This window comes from Candidatus Solirubrobacter pratensis (genome assembly GCF_000425945.1).
Taxonomy (GTDB): Bacteria; Actinomycetota; Thermoleophilia; order Solirubrobacterales; family Solirubrobacteraceae; genus Solirubrobacter; species Solirubrobacter pratensis.
Genome location: NZ_AUEK01000003.1, coordinates 634,540 through 650,601, shown reverse-complemented (window position 1 = coordinate 650,601; position 16,062 = coordinate 634,540). Strand labels below are relative to the sequence as shown.

The 16,062-nt window shown below is 71.8% G+C and carries 14 protein-coding genes; 7 read left to right on the top strand and 7 right to left on the bottom strand.

Annotation, left to right across the window (positions count from 1 at the left end):
• The first annotated feature begins 554 nt into the window (after positions 1–554).
• A complete protein-coding gene (locus H958_RS0103315; RefSeq protein WP_028057608.1) occupies positions 555–1,622 on the top strand; it encodes a hypothetical protein in 1,068 nt (355 codons plus the stop codon).
• On the opposite strand, the gene H958_RS34695 is transcribed toward H958_RS0103315, so the two are convergent.
• A complete protein-coding gene (locus H958_RS34695) occupies positions 1,619–2,491 on the bottom strand; it encodes a DUF1028 domain-containing protein (RefSeq protein WP_051323748.1) in 873 nt (290 codons plus the stop codon). The genes H958_RS0103315 and H958_RS34695 overlap by 4 nt on opposite strands.
• A 15-nt stretch (positions 2,492–2,506) precedes the next feature.
• Between H958_RS34695 and H958_RS0103305 the strand changes: the two genes are divergently transcribed.
• Both H958_RS0103305 and H958_RS0103300 read left to right on the top strand, forming a co-directional pair.
• Positions 2,507–2,884 carry an MGMT family protein gene (locus H958_RS0103305; RefSeq protein WP_081685544.1) on the top strand — a complete coding sequence of 126 codons (378 nt, stop codon included), beginning with the start codon at positions 2,507–2,509 and terminating at the stop codon, positions 2,882–2,884.
• Complete coding sequence (locus H958_RS0103300; RefSeq protein ID WP_028057607.1) at positions 2,884–3,303, top strand: secondary thiamine-phosphate synthase enzyme YjbQ; 420 nt, start codon at positions 2,884–2,886, stop codon at positions 3,301–3,303. The genes H958_RS0103305 and H958_RS0103300 overlap by 1 nt, the downstream gene beginning before the upstream one ends.
• Here the strand turns inward: H958_RS0103300 and nucS are convergent.
• Positions 3,292–3,960: an endonuclease NucS gene (gene nucS / locus H958_RS0103295; protein ID WP_028057606.1), complete on the bottom strand. Its 669-nt coding sequence runs from the start codon at positions 3,958–3,960 to the stop codon at positions 3,292–3,294. The genes H958_RS0103300 and nucS overlap by 12 nt on opposite strands.
• Positions 3,961–4,009: 49 nt before the next feature.
• Here nucS and H958_RS34690 point away from each other — a divergent pair, with 49 nt between their 5' ends.
• On the top strand, positions 4,010–5,404 hold the full coding sequence (locus H958_RS34690) for an MDR family MFS transporter (protein ID WP_081685543.1): 1,395 nt from the start codon (positions 4,010–4,012) through the stop codon (positions 5,402–5,404).
• Positions 5,405–5,562: 158 nt separating this feature from the next.
• Here the strand turns inward: H958_RS34690 and H958_RS34685 are convergent, their stop codons facing one another.
• A complete protein-coding gene (locus H958_RS34685) occupies positions 5,563–6,807 on the bottom strand; it encodes a J domain-containing protein (protein ID WP_037408870.1) in 1,245 nt (414 codons plus the stop codon).
• A 351-nt stretch (positions 6,808–7,158) separates the two neighbouring features.
• On the opposite strand from H958_RS34685, the gene H958_RS42675 reads away from it, so the two are divergent.
• The gene (locus H958_RS42675) at positions 7,159–8,670 is read left to right on the top strand and encodes an HD-GYP domain-containing protein (protein WP_156027648.1); all 1,512 of its coding nucleotides are present in this window, start codon (positions 7,159–7,161) and stop codon (positions 8,668–8,670) included.
• Positions 8,671–8,684: 14 nt separating this feature from the next.
• Here the strand turns inward: H958_RS42675 and H958_RS0103275 are convergent, their stop codons facing one another.
• The 4 genes from H958_RS0103275 to H958_RS0103260 are packed head-to-tail and all read right to left on the bottom strand — an operon-like array spanning position 8,685 to position 11,874.
• Positions 8,685–9,422: an ABC transporter permease gene (locus H958_RS0103275; RefSeq protein ID WP_081685575.1), complete on the bottom strand. Its 738-nt coding sequence runs from the start codon at positions 9,420–9,422 to the stop codon at positions 8,685–8,687.
• A gap of 35 nt (positions 9,423–9,457) precedes the next feature.
• Positions 9,458–10,333, bottom strand: a complete 876-nt coding sequence (locus H958_RS0103270) for an ABC transporter ATP-binding protein (RefSeq protein ID WP_028057603.1) — start codon at positions 10,331–10,333, stop codon at positions 9,458–9,460.
• On the bottom strand, positions 10,330–11,097 hold the full coding sequence (locus H958_RS0103265) for an alpha/beta fold hydrolase (protein ID WP_028057602.1): 768 nt from the start codon (positions 11,095–11,097) through the stop codon (positions 10,330–10,332). The genes H958_RS0103270 and H958_RS0103265 overlap by 4 nt, the downstream gene beginning before the upstream one ends.
• A gap of 57 nt (positions 11,098–11,154) precedes the next feature.
• Entirely contained in the window at positions 11,155–11,874 is a 720-nt protein-coding gene (locus tag H958_RS0103260) for a gamma-glutamyl-gamma-aminobutyrate hydrolase family protein (protein ID WP_028057601.1), read from the bottom strand.
• A 102-nt stretch (positions 11,875–11,976) separates the two neighbouring features.
• On the opposite strand from H958_RS0103260, the gene ettA reads away from it, so the two are divergent.
• Both ettA and H958_RS0103250 read left to right on the top strand, forming a co-directional pair.
• Positions 11,977–13,632, top strand: coding sequence for an energy-dependent translational throttle protein EttA (gene ettA / locus H958_RS0103255; RefSeq protein ID WP_028057600.1), 1,656 nt, complete (start codon positions 11,977–11,979; stop codon positions 13,630–13,632).
• 283 nt (positions 13,633–13,915) lie between these two features.
• Complete coding sequence (locus H958_RS0103250) at positions 13,916–16,054, top strand: Ig-like domain-containing protein (protein ID WP_028057599.1); 2,139 nt, start codon at positions 13,916–13,918, stop codon at positions 16,052–16,054.
• Positions 16,055–16,062: the final 8 nt, after the last annotated feature.

Below are 16,062 nucleotides of genomic sequence, written 5' to 3'. Positions count from 1 at the left end.
ATCCCGACGGCACGCGCGCGCCGACGGACAACTGGTGGCCCGATCAGAGAGGGGGCGGGCTTGCGTGGGCATGCGCCTCGCCCGCGCTTGCCATGTATGCGTGGGTGCCCTACGACACGACGGGTCCTGCGAGTGCTCGGATCAGCTGGATTCCCAGCGAGGGCGTCACGCTTAGAGCGTTCATGCTGCACCGGCACGTAAACGTGTCCCCCTCCAGTGGGACGGGCAACTTCACGTACCGCCTCAGCACGATCACCCGCTCGAGCATCAGCGGCGTCAACGAGGTCGTGCGCGAAGGCTGCGATCCTCGGCTGTCATGCACAGCGATCCCTGATGGGGATGTGACGGTCAGCGGCCTCGACCTTCGCCGCTCGCCTGATCAGTTCGGATTCCCTGAGGTGGTGGTCGAGGTCGCCTGCGAGAACGGCGCTTGCTCCGACAGCGGCTATGGCCCTAGCACAGCAGCCTACGTTTCCGCGGCAAGGATGGTGCTTGAAGACAATGCGCGGCCGACGACTTCCGAGGTTGGGGGGTCGCTCGCCTCGACACGACCCGTGTGGGGCGTCGCGAGCCTGACGTACAAGGCCACGGACGTCGGCGGCGGGGTGTACCGGCACAAGCTTGTGGTCGACGGGAACACGCTCGTGGAGGAGGTCGCCAACGGCAATGGCGGCAAGTGCTACGACGCGATGCCGGGTTGGGGGACGCCGTACGAGTTCGACTACACGCTTCCGTGTGCGGCGAAGGTCGACGGACGAATCGCGCTCGATCTCAACCGGATCGCGCCGGGGGCGCACGAGATCTCGGCGAGCATCGAGGACGCCGCGGGGAACTCGCGGGCGATCTATAGCGGGGCGATGAACGTGCTGTCGGACCCGGCGCGGCGGTTGTTCGACGCGCGGGGCGTGGTGGGGCTGGTGAACCCGATGGGCGACCGGCCCGGGTACGTGGCCAATGGCCTCAACGCCTCGCGGGATGCGGTGGTCGACGCGTACGCGCGGCGCGTCCGCCACGGGCGCCAGATCGGGCGGCCGGCGCGGGCGACGAGCACGTATCCGTCGTCGCCGACGCTGATCGCGCGCGTCACGGCGGGCGGAAAGCCGGTCGCGAACGCGGTCGTGTCGGTGATCGAGCGGGAGTCGGGCTCGCGGACGTGGCGGGCGACGCGGTCGCTGACGACGTCGCGGCTCGGCGGCGTCAGGGTACGGCTCGCGCCCGGACCCTCGCGCGAGGTGCGGTTCGCGTACGTGAGCGACTCGGAGAGCCCGACGTTCGTGGACAGCCGCTCGCTGACCGTGAACGTGCGGCCGCGGACGACGTTGAGCGCGAGCCCGAAGCGGCTCCGGACCGGGCGGCGCGTGCGCTTCGGCGGGCGCGTCACCGGCGGCTCGATCCCGCCGACGGGGCTCACGCTGAGCCTGCAGGCGAGCGGGCTGGACGGTCGCTGGCTGACCTTCAAGACGATCCGGACGACTCCGGCGGGCCGCTTCCGCGCGGCGTACCGGTTCACGGCGACCACGGGAAGCGTCCGCTACCGCTTCCGCATCCGCGTGCTGCGCCAGGGCGGCTACCCGTTCGCCGCCACGTACAGCCGCCCGGTCTCGGTGCGCGTGACGGGCTAGGAGCCGGCCCGCAGCGCCGATCGGACCGCGGCGCCGGCCGGCGCGAAGTCCGGTGTGAGGCGGTCGAGGAGCACGATCCAGTTCGGCTGCTTCTCGGCCGCCCTCCGGACGGCCGCGACGCCGCCTTCGAAGTCGCCGGCCTGGGCCAGCGCGAGGCCGGCCCAGAAGAGCAGCTCGTCGGACTCGGGCGCGAGGCGGGAGGCCTCGCGGTAGAGGTTGCCCGCCTCCTCGACGCGGCCGGCGGCGAGCAGCTCGTCGCCGGCTCCGGCAAGGTCGTAGGCGCGCTGGAGCTTGACGAGCCGGCGCAGCTCCACGAGCGGGTCGGCGTGGTCCTCGACGCGCAGGTCGACCGTGCGGCGCCACGACTCGCCCTCGGCGGGCACGACGACCAGCGCGGCGCTCTGGCGCCCGCGGACGTCGCCGCCCTCTCCCTCGGCCGCCTCCAGCGCGGTCAGCAGCCGCTCGTGGAGCGGGCCCTCGGCCGCCGTGAACGCCGCCGACATCGCCGTCGGGACGGTGTCGCGGGCCATCATGTTCGCCTGCGCGCTGTGGTGCTCGCCGGAGACGTGACCCGCGTGGGCGATGCACTCGGAGCCGGTGTGGACCGAGACGCCGCCGTGGACGTCGACGACCGCGACCTGCCGCACGGCGGCCATCGGATCGGCGGACAGCAGCTCGCCGAGCGCCTGCTGGGCGCCGATGCCGTCCGCGAGGCGGTCCAGGGCGTCCGGGCCGTAGGCGGGCTCGACCACCGACTGCGTCGCCACCGCGCCGATTCCCGCTCGCGCCCAGACGCAGAGGGAGCCGACGGAGAACCAGTGCGACTGGACCGCCGCACCGAGCTCGCCCGTCTCGGGATCGAGGGCCACGATTGAATACGTGCCATGCCGCATCGGGGCGACACTAGCGACCGCGACGGTCTCGGGCGCCGCGAAGGGTTGGGCGGTGCCGCGAGCTGGGCCCGCGACGGCGGCGGCGCGACACGCGGGCGGGACGCCGGCGAGCGCCGCGAGGCGGTGCTCGCGCGCATCCGCGCGACGCCTCCCGGCTTCGTGCGCACCTACGGGGACGTCTCCCCCGGCGCGCCGCGCTTCGCGGGCGCCGTCCTGCACGGAGATAGCGACCCGGATCTCCCGTGGTTCCGGATCGTCCGCGCCGACGGCTCGCTCACGCAGGGCGACAGACAGCGCAGGCTGCTCGAGGCCGAGGGCGTGCCGTTCCGCGGGGAGCGGGTCGACATGCGCGCCGCCCGGGTGCCGTGATGTGGGTCCAGCGCGAGATCACGCTGCGGCCGCGGCCGCGCGGGTTCCACCTCATCACGCGCGACGTCCTGGAGTCGATGCCCGAGATCGCCGCGCTGCGCGCCGGCCTGCTGCACGTCTTCATCCGCCACACGTCGGCGTCGCTGACGCTCAACGAGAACGCGTCGCCGGACGTGCGCGACGACTTCGAGGCCTATTTCAACGAGGCCGTGCCGGAGGACGCGCGCTACTGGACGCACACGCTCGAGGGTCCCGACGACATGCCGGCGCACATCAAGGCCTCCCTGCTCGGCCCGTCGCTCAGCATCCCCGTGTCCGGCGGCCGCCTCGCCGTCGGCACCTGGCAGGGCATCTACCTGTGCGAGCACCGCGACCGCGGCGGCCCGCGGGCGCTCATCCTCACGCTCTCAGGCGAATAGCGTCAGCGCCGGCTCGCGCTCGCCGCGCAGCTCCGCCAGATCGACCTCGACGCACGCGATCCCGCGCGCCTCGGCGAGCACGCGCGCCTGCGGCTTGATCAGCTGCGCCGCGAGCACGCCGCGGCACTCGGCCTTGCCCGGGTCCAGCCGGATGCGCTCGAGGTAGCGCGCGAGCTGCTCGACGGCGTCGATCGTCCCGATCCGCTTGATCTCGACCGCGATCCAGCCGTCGGCCTCGTCGCGGCACATGAGGTCCACAGGACCGATGTCCGTCGGCCACTCGCGCCGCACGAGCCGGAAGCCCTCCCCGCAGAACCGCGGCGCCGCGGCCAGCGCGATCTGCAGGTCCGCCTCCACGCCGTCCTTGCTCAGGCGGTCGGCGTCGAAGTCCATGGTGTGCGTGACGTCCGAGACGACCTCGGCGAGGTGGATCTCGAGCATGTCCTCGCCCTTGAGCTTGCGCACCACCAGCGTGTCGCCCTCCTCGGTGATCGCCGTCGGCGGGGTCATCCAGTTGAGCGGCTTGTAGCCGCCCGCGTCGGCGTGCACGAGCACCGATCCGTCTGCCTTGAGGATGATCAGCCGCAGCGCCTCCGGCAGGTGGGCGGAAAGGCGGCCGGAGTAGTCGACGGAGCAGCGGGCGACGATCAGGCGCATCGGAGCAGGCAAGCTAGCGCCCACCCCGGATGGCTACCGTAGTCGTTCGATGGCCACCGAAGCTCGCTCCCAGCGCCAGGTGCTGGTCGCGTTCGGCGCGATCATGCTGGCGACGCTGCTGGCCGCGCTGGACCAGACGATCGTCGCCACGGCGCTGCCCAAGATCGCCGCCGATCTGCACGGCTTCGACGACCTCTCGTGGGTCGTCACCGCATACCTGCTCACGACCACGGTCACCGTGCCGCTGTACGGCAAGCTGAGCGACCTCTATGGCCGCCGCCGGCTGTTCGTGGTGTCGATCAGCGTCTTCCTGCTCGGCTCCGCGCTGTGCGGGATCTCGCAGAGCATGGGCGAGCTGATCGCGTTCCGGGCGCTGCAGGGCGTCGGCGCCGGCGGCCTGATCCCGCTCAGCCAGGCGGCGATCGCCGACCTCTTCTCGCCGCGCGAGCGTGGCCGCTATCAGGGCTACGTCGGCGCGATGTGGGCGACGGCCGCGGTCGCGGGGCCACTGGCCGGAGGCACGCTGACCGACAGCGTGTCGTGGCGCTGGATCTTCTTCATCAACCTGCCGCTCGGCATCCTCGCCCTCGCGGTCGTGGTCAAGACGCTGCGCGTGCCGTTCGAGCCGCGCGAGCACTCGATCGACTACCGCGGCGCGACGCTGCTGACCGTCGGCGTCACCGCCGCGCTGCTCGCGTGCGCCTGGGGCGGGACGACGTATCCGTGGGACTCGGTCGAAGTCGCCGGCGCGGCGGTCGTCGCCGTGCTCGCGCTGGCCGCCTTCGCCTGGGCGGAGCGGCGCGCGGCGGAGCCGCTGGTCCCGCTCGAGCTCTTCCGCATGCGCACCGTCGCGGTGAGCACGGCCGCGTCGCTGCTGATCGGCGCCGTGCTGTTCGGCGTGACGATCTACGTCCCCGTCTACACCCAGGGCGTGCTCGGCTCCTCGGCGACGAGCTCGGGCGTGATCCTGATCCCGCTGTCGCTCGGCTGGGTGGCGGCGAGCGTCGTGTCCGGCCAGCTGATCGCGCGCACCGGCCGCTACCGCGTCTACCCGCTGATCGGGAGCATCCTCGTCCTGGCCGGCACGGTGCTGCTCACGCAGCTCGACGCGAGTTCCTCGCGCGCCGCCGTATCGGCGGATCTCGTGGTGATCGGGATCGGCATGGGCACGATGTTCCAGACGTTCGTGATCGCGACGCAGAACCGGGTCGAGCGCTCCGAGCTCGGCGTCGCGACGGCGGCGATCCAGTTCTTCCGCTCGATGGGCGGCAGCGTCGCCGTGGCGGCGCTCGGGGCGCTGCTGGTCGCGCGCGGGACGGGCTCGCCGTCAGAGCTCGCCGGCGCGACGCACGCCGTGTTCGTCGCCGTCGTGCCGCTCGCGGCGCTCATCCTGGCGCTGGCGCTCGCACTGCCCGAGCACCCGCTCAAGACGCGCGCCGATTAAGCCCGGATCCACCGATGATCCGTGGATGCCTCGGCGTCGTGGGCTCCGTCCATGGTCGATCGGCCGGGCACCTGCAGGGTGGCCCCTTCGGGTCCCGGCCGATCGGCCAGGGGCGCTGGCCACGGCGGCGAGGCGCCGCGGGGATCGGTGAATCCAGGCTAAGCGGCGCGCAGCTCGCGCGGCGCCGAGCGGGCGACCTGGTCGCGCAGGTCGCGGACCTCGGGGTCGTCGCCGAGCTCGAGCGCACGCTCGCACGCGTCCAGGCAGGCCGACACGCGATCGGTGCGCGCGAGCGCGTGGGCGTAGCGCGCCCAGGACGCGTGGGACTCCGGGTAGAGCGTCGTCGCCTGCTCGCAGGCGGTCACCTCGGCGCCGACGTCGCCCTCGAGGTTCGCGACGAGCGCGAGGTCGAGCAGGCCCTGCTCGCTCGGCTGCAGCTCCCGCGCGCGCTCGAGCGCCTCGCGCGCGCCGGCGCGGTCGAACACCCGTAGGCGCAGACGCCCGAGCCGCTCCCACGCGCTCGCGTCGTCGGGCCCCGCCTCGACCTCGCGCTCGGCCGCGTCGACGGCCTGCGACAGCGCGCCCATGTCTTCATAGATACGCGCGGCGTAGCGGTAGGGCGCCGGGCGCTCGCGCTCGGCGCGGATCCAGTCACGCGCCGCGCGCGCCGCCGCGGAGTAGTCGGCGGACTGCCAGAACGCCAGCGTCAGCAGCCGCAGCACCTGCGTATTGCCGGGCTCGGCGTCGCGGGCGAAGATCAGCCGCCGGGCGGCGAGCGCGAAGTCGCCCTCCGCCAGCGCGTGCTGCGCGGCGGTCATGAAGCGCTGCACGCGGTCGGCTCCCGGATCGGGCCGCGTGAAGTCGACGAACTGCAGCGAGCCTGCGGGTACCGTCCGGATGCCAACTTGGAAGCTCACACGCGCCCACTGCTGGACGTCGTCGCCGTCGCCCGTGAAGTAGATGCCGTTCACGCTCCCGACGCCCCACTCCGGATAGGAGAGACAGCGCGCGTAACGGTGCACGACCGAGTGGTCAGGCACGCGCGAGCCGAACGGGTCGTGCTCGGCGCGGTCGGCGTCGTGCGCGCGGCGCTCCTGATCCTCCGCATACGCCCTGGCGCCCTCCTCGGCGCGCCGTTTGCGGGCCGCCGCGGCGGAGACCTTGACGGCGTTCTTGGTCACGCGCCCGCCACGCGAGTCCTCGGCGAGGCTCTCGAGCTGGTCCGCCGCCTCGTTGATCGCCTTCAGGTGGCGCTCGTGCTCCAGCTGCTTGCCGGGCGGCGCGATGTCGGGATGCCACTGCTTGGCCAGCCTCCGGCGCGCGAGCTGGATGTCGCGCTTGTCGAACGGCGGCTCGATCTCCAAAAGCAGGACCGCCTGCTCGATGTCCAGCACCTGAGGCATAACGCCCTTACGGTAGCGGGCCTAGCTCACCCCGGAAACGGGTGGTTACGCGCGTGTACCAAGCGCACCGCGGGCGCGTGCTGGCGGAAGCTGCTGCCGGCCCGGCGGCCCCTACTACCCCGCCGGGCCGGCACGCCGCAGCTGCCGGCTAGTTCCGCCAACCCATGATGACCCCCCTGTTGGTCGTGGACCTCGGAACTCGCGGTGCAGATGCCCGCACCAACAAGCACTATGTCACCAACCGCATTCCGGCGCGATGTTCATTTGAAACGCGGTCACTGCGGGTAGGCACCTCGACTAAGGCCGGGGCCTGATTGCGCAGACGGCGCGATACGCACTACCGTGCTCTCCGTGGTGGTCTGGTTGGCACTCGTCGTATGGCTGGCGCTGGTCGTCTGGTCGCTGTCCGTCGTACGCGCGGCGGCCGGCTCCGACCGCCCGGTGACGACCGATCCCGATCGCCATGCGAGGCCGCGCGGGCCCAGAGCGCCGTTCGCCGGACGCCGCAAGCTGCTCGCGGCCACTCAGGCCGTGCTGCTCGTCATCGCCATCGGCAGCGCCGCGTACCTCTCCTCGACCGATCAGTGGGAGTCCGCTCCGCTCGTCGGGCTGATCGCCCTGCTGGTGCTCGGCAGCGACATCCTCGTCCTGGACGCCAAGCGCTTCCGGATCGGCGGCTCGTTCACCGGGCTGGTCCTTGCAATGGCGCTGCTCGGGCCGGCTCCGGCGGCGGCGCTCGGCCTGGCCTCGGCGAGCATCGACGCCGTGCGGCGGCGGGTGCGCGGGACGTATCTGCTCAACAACCTGCTCACGTACGTCACGTTCCCCCTGCTCGGCGGCGCCGTGCTGCACGCGCTGGACAACTCCGAGCCCGAGCAGGGCGGCTACGCGGTCGCGGTGTTCGGCGTCTTCATCGCCGCCAACGCGCTCAACTTCCTCATGATCGCCGGGCACACGCGGATCCTACGCGGCGGCTCGCTCCCCGACATGCTGCGGACGGTCTTCCTCCCCGTGCTGCCATGGGAGATCGCGAGCGCCGTCATGACGGCGATGGCGGTCTACGGCTTCGAGGCCTACGGCGCCGGGATCATCGGCCTGTTCGCGCTGGCGCTCGGCGCCTACCAACTGCTGCTGCGCGCGCTGCTCGAGGGCCAGATGCACTCGGAGGAGATCGAGCGAAGAACCGACCAGCTGGACGTGCGGCACGAGGGGATGCTCGGGCTGCTGCTCGAGACGCTTGCCCTGCGCGACCCGTCCGCCGCCCGCCACGCGGCGGCCGTCGCGCACTATGCGCACGAGCTCGCGCGCGCGGCCGGGCTGTCGGAGCGCGAACAGGCGGTGGTGCACACCGCCGGCCTGCTGCACGACCTCGGCAAGGAGGCGCTGCCCGACCACATCCTGCTCGGGCGCAGCGAGCTGCACCCGGCCGAGCGGCGGCTGATCGAGCGGCATCCCGCCGACGGCGCGCGCCTGCTCCTGCGCGTCGAGGGCATGGGCGAGGTGGCCGCCGCCGTGCTCGCCCACCACGAGCGCATCGACGGCCGCGGCTACCCCGACGGGCTCGGCGGCGAGTCGATCCCGATGGCCGCGCGCATCCTCGCCGTCGCCGAGGTCTACGACGTGCTGACGGCGCCGGACTCCTATCGCATCCCGATGTCCGCCGCCGAGGCCGAGGACGAGCTGCGCCGCGTCGCCGGCACGCAGCTCGACGGCAGGCTCGTCTGGCTGTTCGCCACGCAGGTCCTGCGCGGGCGCCAGACCGAGCACCTCGGCCACATCGCCGACCTCGAGACCGAGCTGCAGGTCCAGCGCCGCGTACGCGGCGTCCTCGACGGCCCGTTCGTCCTCGGGCCGCCGGCTTAGCCTGAGATCCAGGCTTAGACGACGAGCCGGCGTTCCATCCAGCGGACGCTGATCCGCCAGGTGAGCAGGCCGTAGACCAGCAGCACGCCGAGGTGCACGAGATCGACGGCCTCCAGGCCGAAGACCGCGTGGCGCACGAGCTGCACGAGGTGGTACAGCGGGTTGACCTGCGCGACGACCTGCGCCCACTCCGGCAGCCCGTCGATCGGGAAGAACGTCCCGGCGATGAGGAACAGCGGCGTCAGCACGGCGCTGATGACGTAGCTGAAGTTGTCGATCGAGCTCATCCGCGCGGCGACGGCGATGCCGAAGCACGCCCAGCCGAAGCCGGCCAGGAAGCCGATGAACGGCACCAGCAGCATCCCGAAGCTCGGATCGAGCCCGAACACCATCGCGACGAGCATCGGCGCGCAGCCGTACGTGCCGGCGCGCGTCGCGATCCACAGCGCCTCGGCGGTCACGAGCTCCTCGGTGTCCACCGGAGCGGCGAGGATCGCGTCGTAGGTGCGCTGGAACTTGTACTTCACGAACGTCGAGAACATCCCGGGGAACGCGCTCGAGAACAGCACGGCGGTCGCGACCGTCCCGGTGCCGACGTAGTCGACGTAGTCGTAGCCGCCGACCGTCGAGACGAGCGAGCCGAAGCCGAAGCCGAACGCGAGCAGGTAGACGGTCGGCTCCACCGTGGCGCTGAACGTGCTCGAGCGCCAGAAGGAGCTGAAGTTGATGATCTCGCGCACCAGCACGCCCATCAGGGCGGGGCGCTCGAGGCGGCCGATCGCGCGGCTCACGAGATCTCCTCTCCGGTCAGCAGCACGAACACGTCCTCCAGGTTCGCCGGGCGGCGTTCGCCCTGGTAGCCGTTGGCGCCGAGGATCGACACGCTGGTGCCGGTGCGGCGCGTCTTGTGGCCCGCCTCGCGCGCCTCGCGCTCGACATCGAGCAGCTTCGCCGGCGGCCCGTAGACCTCGACCGCCTGCTCGCCCGCGTGCTCGGCGATCAGCGCGCCCGGCGGTCCGGTGGCGACGGCCTGCCCGTGCGACATGATCGTCACGGTGTCGGCGAGCCGCTCGGCCTCCTCGATGTAGTGCGTGGACATCAGGATCGAGACGCCGTCGGAGCGCAGCCGGTCGATCAGCGCCCACAGCTCCTGGCGCACCTGCGGATCGAGGCCGACGGTCGGCTCGTCGAGCAGCACGAGCCGCGGCTCGTGCACGAGCCCGCGCGCGATCAGCAGGCGCCGGCGCATGCCGCCGCTGAGCTTGTCCACGACGGTGTCGCGGCGATCGCCCAGGTTGGCGATCTCGAGCGCCCGCTCGACCGCGGCGCGCCGCCTGCCGCGCGGGATGCGGTACAGGTGCGCGAACACGACGAGGTTCTGCTCGACCGTCAGCGTCGTGTCGAGGTTGTCGAGCTGCGGCACGACGCCGCACTCGGCGCGCGCGGCCTTGGAGTCGCGCGGGAGCGTGTAGCCGAGGATCTCGATCGCGCCCGCGTCGGGCAGCGCCTGGGCGGTCAGCAGCTTCATCGTCGTCGACTTGCCCGCCCCGTTGGGCCCGAGCAGGCCGACGCACGTGCCCTCCGGCACGTCGAGGTCCAGGTGGTCGACAGCGGTCAGCGAGCCGAACCGCTTGACGACTCCGCTCAGCCGGAGGGCGCTCACGCCCTCTCAGGATGACGGGCGGCGAAGTGCGCCGCCAGCACGGGCGCGAGCGCCTTCGCCTTGACCATGTGGTTCGAGCCCTCGAGCACGCGGAACTCGGCGTCCGTCGCCTCCGCGAGCGCGCGGTTGGCGTTCTTCATCCACGTGTGGCTCTTGCCGCCCGCGATCACGACCGTGTCCGCCGTGACGTGCCAGCGCGGGAGCGGCTTGCCGAGCTGGTGCGGGCCGACGATCGCGGCGTCGTAGGGCAGCGTGTGCGCGACCGCCTTGAGCTTGCCCATGTGGCTCATCAGGGCGGCGAACGGCCGCGGCACGCCGACCGCGCGCATGAACGCCCGTACCGCGGCGGCGCGGCTCAGGCCGTCGTAGCTCAGCGCGATCGGCGTCCGGCTGTCGTCGACGATGAACGGCGCCTCATAGAGCGCGAGGCGCTCGATGGCGGGCATCCGCACCGCCGCCTCGAGGGCGAGCGCCGCGCCGGAGGAGATGCCATAGACGCAGACCGGGCCGCCGGCCGCCTCGACCAGCGCCTCGATGTCCTCGATCTCTCGTTCGACGGCGTACGGCGCGGTGTCGCCGCTCTCGCCGCGGCCGCGGCGGTCGTAGGTGTACACCGTGAACTCGCGCGCCAGCTCGGCGGCGAGCGGCCGGGCGGGACCGGACGAGCGGTGGCAGAGGGCGCCGTCGACGAGGATCACCGGCGGCCCGTCGCCCGTCGTCTCGTACGCGATGACCGTGCCGTCGGCGGAATGGAGGGTGCTCATGCCGGTGTAGACCAGGGCGGCGCCCCGGACTCATCGCAGCCGGCGTCGAAGCTCGGCTTACGCGGCGGCGAGGAGTTCGTCCTGCGAGGCGGCGAGGACCAGCGCCTCGAACAGGCGGCGGTGCTCGATCAGCGTCTCGGCGTGCCATTGCACGCCGACGACGAAGCCGGGGCCCTCGATCGCCTCGACGGTCCCGTCGCTCGCTCGCGCGACGACGCGCAGGCCGGTGCCGAGGCGGTCGACGGCCTGGTGATGGAAGGAGTTCACCGGCAGCTCGCGCGCGCCCATGATGCGGTGCAGCCGCGTGCCCGCGACGAGCGCGACGTCGTGGCTCGGCTGCGTCGCGAGCTCGGTCTGGCGGTGGCCCGGGACGTGCTGGTGCAGCGTTCCGCCACAGGCGACGTTGAGCGCCTGCGCGCCGCGGCAGATCGCGAGGATCGGCAGCCCGCGCTCCAGGGCCCCGCTGATCAGCGCGAGCTCGAACGCGTCGAGGCTCGGCTCGGTCGGCCCGAGCTCCGGATGGCGCTCGCGCGCCCCATAGGCGCCCGGGTCGAGGTCGGGGCCGCCGGACACGCAGATGGCGTCGAGGCGGTCGAGGTACGCGCCCGCGTCCCCGACCGGCGGCAGCACGACGGGCATCGCGCCGGCCGCCTCGAGCGTGCGCATGTACGTCATGCCCAGCGCCATCTCCGGATGCGGCGGCTCGCCGTGGCGGCGCGTGGTCGCCAGCGTGCTGGCACGCATCTCGGAGGTGGTGACGCCGATCAAGGGGCGCATTCCCTGATGATCGGCACTTCGGCGGCGGACCACACCCCCCGCTTGTCCAACTTCGGCGCCGCGGGTTTCGACAATCGGTCGCTTTCTATGCTCCAGGGCGCGATGTCGAGCCAATACATCTACACGATGTACAAGCTCAGCCGAGTCCATCCTCCGGACAAGACCGTCCTGAAGGAGATCTCGCTGAGCTTCTACCCCGGGGCCAAGATCGGCGTCCTCGGACTCAACGGGACCGGAAAGTCCACGCTGCTGCGGATCATGGCCGGGCTTGACACCGAGTACCGCGGCGACGCTCAGCTGGCGCCCGGCGCGAGCGTCGGGCTGCTCGAGCAGGAGCCGCACCTGGACGAGTCCAAGGACGTGCGCGGCAACGTCGAGGACGGCGTGCGCGAGCTGCGCGACCTGCTCGACCGCTTCAACGAGCTGGCGGCCAACTACTCCGACGAGACCGCCGACGAGTTCTCGCGCCTGCAGGACCGCATCGACGCGGCCGGCGCGTGGGAGCTCGACCAGATGCTCGATCAGGCGATGGACGCGCTGCGCTGTCCGCCGGGCGACTCGCCCGTGGCGTCGCTGTCCGGCGGCGAGAAGCGCCGGGTCGCACTCGCCAGGCTCCTCCTCAGCGCCCCCGACCTGTTGCTGCTGGACGAGCCGACGAACCACCTGGACGCTGAGTCGGTGGCCTGGCTCGAGCAACACCTCGCCGATTACAAGGGCACCATCGTGGCCGTCACCCACGATCGCTACTTCCTCGACAACGTCGCCGGCTGGATCCTCGAGCTGGACCGCGGGTACGGCATCCCGTTCAAGGGCAACTACTCGAGCTGGCTCGAGCAGAAGCAGACGCGGCTCGCGCAGGAGGAGAAGACCGAGTCCGCCCGCCAGCGCACGATCAAGCAGGAGCTCGAGTGGGTGCGCACGAACCCGAAGGGCCGGCGCACGAAGTCGCGCGCCCGCCTGAACCGGTACGAGGCGCTGCTGGCCGAGGAGCGCAACGCGAAGCTCGAGGACGTCCAGATCCACATCCCGGCAGGGCAGCGGCTCGGCTCGACGGTGATCGAGGCCGAGGCGCTGCGCAAGGGCTTCGGCGAGCGGCTGCTGATCGAGGACCTCTCGTTCTCGCTGCCGCCCGCGGGCATCGTCGGCGTGATCGGGCCCAACGGCGCCGGCAAGACGACGCTGTTCCGGATGCTGGTCGGCCAGGAGCAGCCTGACGCCGGCGCTCTGAAGCTCGGGTCGACCGTGGACCTCGCGTACGTCGACCAGTCGCGCGACGCGCTGGACCCGGACAAGACCGTCTGGGAGGAGATCTCCGACGGCTACGAGCACATCAAGCTCGGCGAGCGCGAGGTGCAGTCGCGCGCGTACGTCGCGGGCTTCAACTTCAAGGGCTCCGACCAGCAGCGCAAGGTCGGCGTGCTCTCCGGCGGCGAGCGCAACCGCGTGCACCTGGCGAAGCTGCTGCGGCGCGGCGGCAACGTGCTGCTGCTCGACGAGCCGACCAACGACCTCGACGTCGACACGCTGCGCGCGCTCGAGGAGGCGCTGCTCGCGTTCCCGGGCTGCGCGGTGGTCATCTCCCACGATCGCTGGTTCCTGGACCGCGTCGCGACGCACGTGCTCGCGTTCGAGGGCGACTCGCAGGTCGTCTGGTTCGAGGGCAACTTCGAGGCCTACGAGGAGAGCCGCCACGCGCGTCTCGGTGCCGACGCCGATCGGCCGCACCGGATCACGTACAAGAAGCTCACGCGGGCGTAGGGGACGCCGCCGCGGGTCGCGACGGTGATGTCTTCGCGCTGACCTGCGCCTGCGACACGCGTCCAGCCGGACGCCCGCCGCTCGGGCCCGCCCTCCAAATGGTGTTGACGCCGCGAAAATCCCGCGGATAGCGTCCGCGTTCGCAGGGACGAGGATGCCAAGGACGCACACAAGGAAGCTCCGGAGGGCGGAATGCAGGGTTTGACGAGCAGGCGGCGGACCGGAGTTCTTGCCGTTGCGGCAATGGCGCTCGCTCTCATGGGAGTGGCCCTGGACGGCGACCGTGGCGCGCGCCGCGGTCGGAGACGAGTTCGTCGACGCGTGCTTGAACACGGGAGCGGCGAAGCCGAACTGTGCGGCGGCGCCGGGGATCAGCGCGGCGTGGCCGGAGGTCCTCTCGCCCGACGGCAGGCAGCTGTACGTCGCCGCCGCCGGCAATGGGGCCAGCGAACCCGCCGCGGTGATCACGTTCGACCGCGACCCCGCCACTGGGAAGCTGGCCCGGCGGCCGAACGGGTGCGTCACCAAGACGGGCAGCTCCGGCGCCTGCGTACAGGCGTCGCAACTCGACAACCCGCAGGACATCATCATCAGCCCGGACGGCACGAGCGTGTACGTGTCGAACGTGAACACCAGGTCGATCATCGAGCTGCGGCGGGCGCCTGACGGTTCGCTGACGCTGATCAACGAGTGCCAGGGCATAGGCGCGCCGTGCACGGCAATCACGGGGATGGGCGTCCCGCACTCGCTGGCGCTCTCGCCGGACGGCACGACGCTGTACGCGCGGACGACGCAGTCCGCGGCCGGCTCCGGTCAGGGACTTGGCACCTTGCTCGTCTTCACCCGCTCCGCGGACGGCCGGCTCACGCAGAAGGCCGCCCCGGATGGATGTTGGTCGGAGGCCCCCCAGGGCTCATGCACGACGGCGGCGGGGATCGCGCAACAGGGCTGGCAGATGGCGGTCACGAACACCAACCTCTACACCGTCGGCCACAACGACGGGTACCTCGTCTCCTTCAGCATCTGCGGCAATCCTCCGACGATCTGCGCGGTGAACCAGCCGCCGACCGGCTCTGTCGCGGTGTTCGGACGCAAGGCCAACGGCACGTTGACGCAGGCCGCCGACCCCAACGGCTGCATCTCGAACACCGGCGCGACCGGGGGCGCCGGCTTCTTCACCCCTCTCGCGCCGATGCGGTGCAAGGACGGCAATGACGCGCTCGACCAGGCCCGCAGCGTCACGGTCTCCCCCGACGGCAACTCCGTTTACGTCGGAACCGCGAACGCGATCATCACGTACGCACGAAACGGGGCGTCCGGTGCGCTGACCGAGAAGAGCTGCCTGCGGCGCGCGGGCATGAGCATCGCCGGGTGCACCGACGGGACCGCGATCGGCGACGTCTATCGCATGGCGGTGACGCCCGACGGCGGGGACCTGATCGCCGGTAGCAACACGTTCAATGGCTTCACCTTCCTGACGCGCGACCCGAACACCGGCGCGCTGTCGCAGAAGGCCGGGACGAAGCGCTGCCTGACGACGGATGGCAGCGGCGGCTCGTGCGAGGCCCTCCCGGCGCTCGGCGGCTTCGGCAACGCGGTCGTGTCGGCCGACTCGCAGTTCGTCTATCTGACCGGCAACGGCCCCGGCGCCGTCGTCACCATGCATCGCGACTTCGCGCCGACGTGCGACTCGAAGACCATCAGCGTGCCGTACCAGACGTCCGTCGCGGTCCCCCTCACGTGCACCGACCGCAACGGCGACGCGCTGAGCCTCGCCGTCGCCGCCCAGCCGCTCAACGGCACGCTCGGCGGCGGCGGCACGATCGACTCGAGCAACAACACCGTGCGCTACAGCCCGCCGCTCGGGTTCAGCGGACCCGACAGCTTCCAGTACACGGCGACCGGTCAGGGCGTGCGCTCCTCGGCGGCCACGGTGACGCTCGACGTGCAGCCGGCGCCGGCGGTCCTGCCCGGGCCGCAGCCGACGCCCGCGCCGCTGCCTCCTCAGCCGCCGCAGAAGCTCAGCGTCGTGCTCGGCTTCGCGTTCTCGAGCTCGACCGCGAAGCTCACGAAGTTCACGCGCTTGAGCGTGAGCGGCGTGCCCGCCGGCGCGACGGTGACCGTGACGTGCATCAAGGGCACCTGTCCGACGGCGCTGGTGAAGAAGAAGACCGTCAAGAAGCGCGGCAAGAAGCAGACGACGCTGGTCGCGAAGCCGCTCGTCCTCCGCGATGCCTTCGGCACGATCAACCTGTCCAAGCTCATCTCCAAGCCGCTGAAGGCGGGGACGCGGTTGCGGGTCGATGTCACCCGGCCCGGAGCGATCGGTGCCGTGAAGATCATGGAGGTCGGCAAGCGCAAGGCGCCGAAGGTGACCACGCAGTGCCTGCCGCCGGGGGCGACGAAGCCCGCATCCTGCTGAGGGAAGTG

Excerpts from the sequence above, each read along its gene's own strand:
- H958_RS0103265 (WP_028057602.1), bottom strand. The coding sequence starts at position 11,097 with ATGAGCACCCTCCATTCCGCCGACGGCACGGTCATCGCGTACGAGACG.
- H958_RS34685 (WP_037408870.1), bottom strand. The coding sequence starts at position 6,807 with ATGCCTCAGGTGCTGGACATCGAGCAGGCGGTCCTGCTTTTGGAGATC.
- nucS (WP_028057606.1), bottom strand. The coding sequence starts at position 3,960 with ATGCGCCTGATCGTCGCCCGCTGCTCCGTCGACTACTCCGGCCGCCTT.
- H958_RS34690 (WP_081685543.1), top strand. The coding sequence starts at position 4,010 with ATGGCCACCGAAGCTCGCTCCCAGCGCCAGGTGCTGGTCGCGTTCGGC.
- H958_RS0103260 (WP_028057601.1), bottom strand. The coding sequence starts at position 11,874 with ATGCGCCCCTTGATCGGCGTCACCACCTCCGAGATGCGTGCCAGCACG.
- H958_RS0103305 (WP_081685544.1), top strand. The coding sequence starts at position 2,507 with ATGCCGCATCGGGGCGACACTAGCGACCGCGACGGTCTCGGGCGCCGC.
- H958_RS0103275 (WP_081685575.1), bottom strand. The coding sequence starts at position 9,422 with ATGGGCGTGCTGGTGCGCGAGATCATCAACTTCAGCTCCTTCTGGCGC.
- H958_RS0103300 (WP_028057607.1), top strand. The coding sequence starts at position 2,884 with ATGTGGGTCCAGCGCGAGATCACGCTGCGGCCGCGGCCGCGCGGGTTC.
- ettA (WP_028057600.1), top strand. The coding sequence starts at position 11,977 with ATGTCGAGCCAATACATCTACACGATGTACAAGCTCAGCCGAGTCCAT.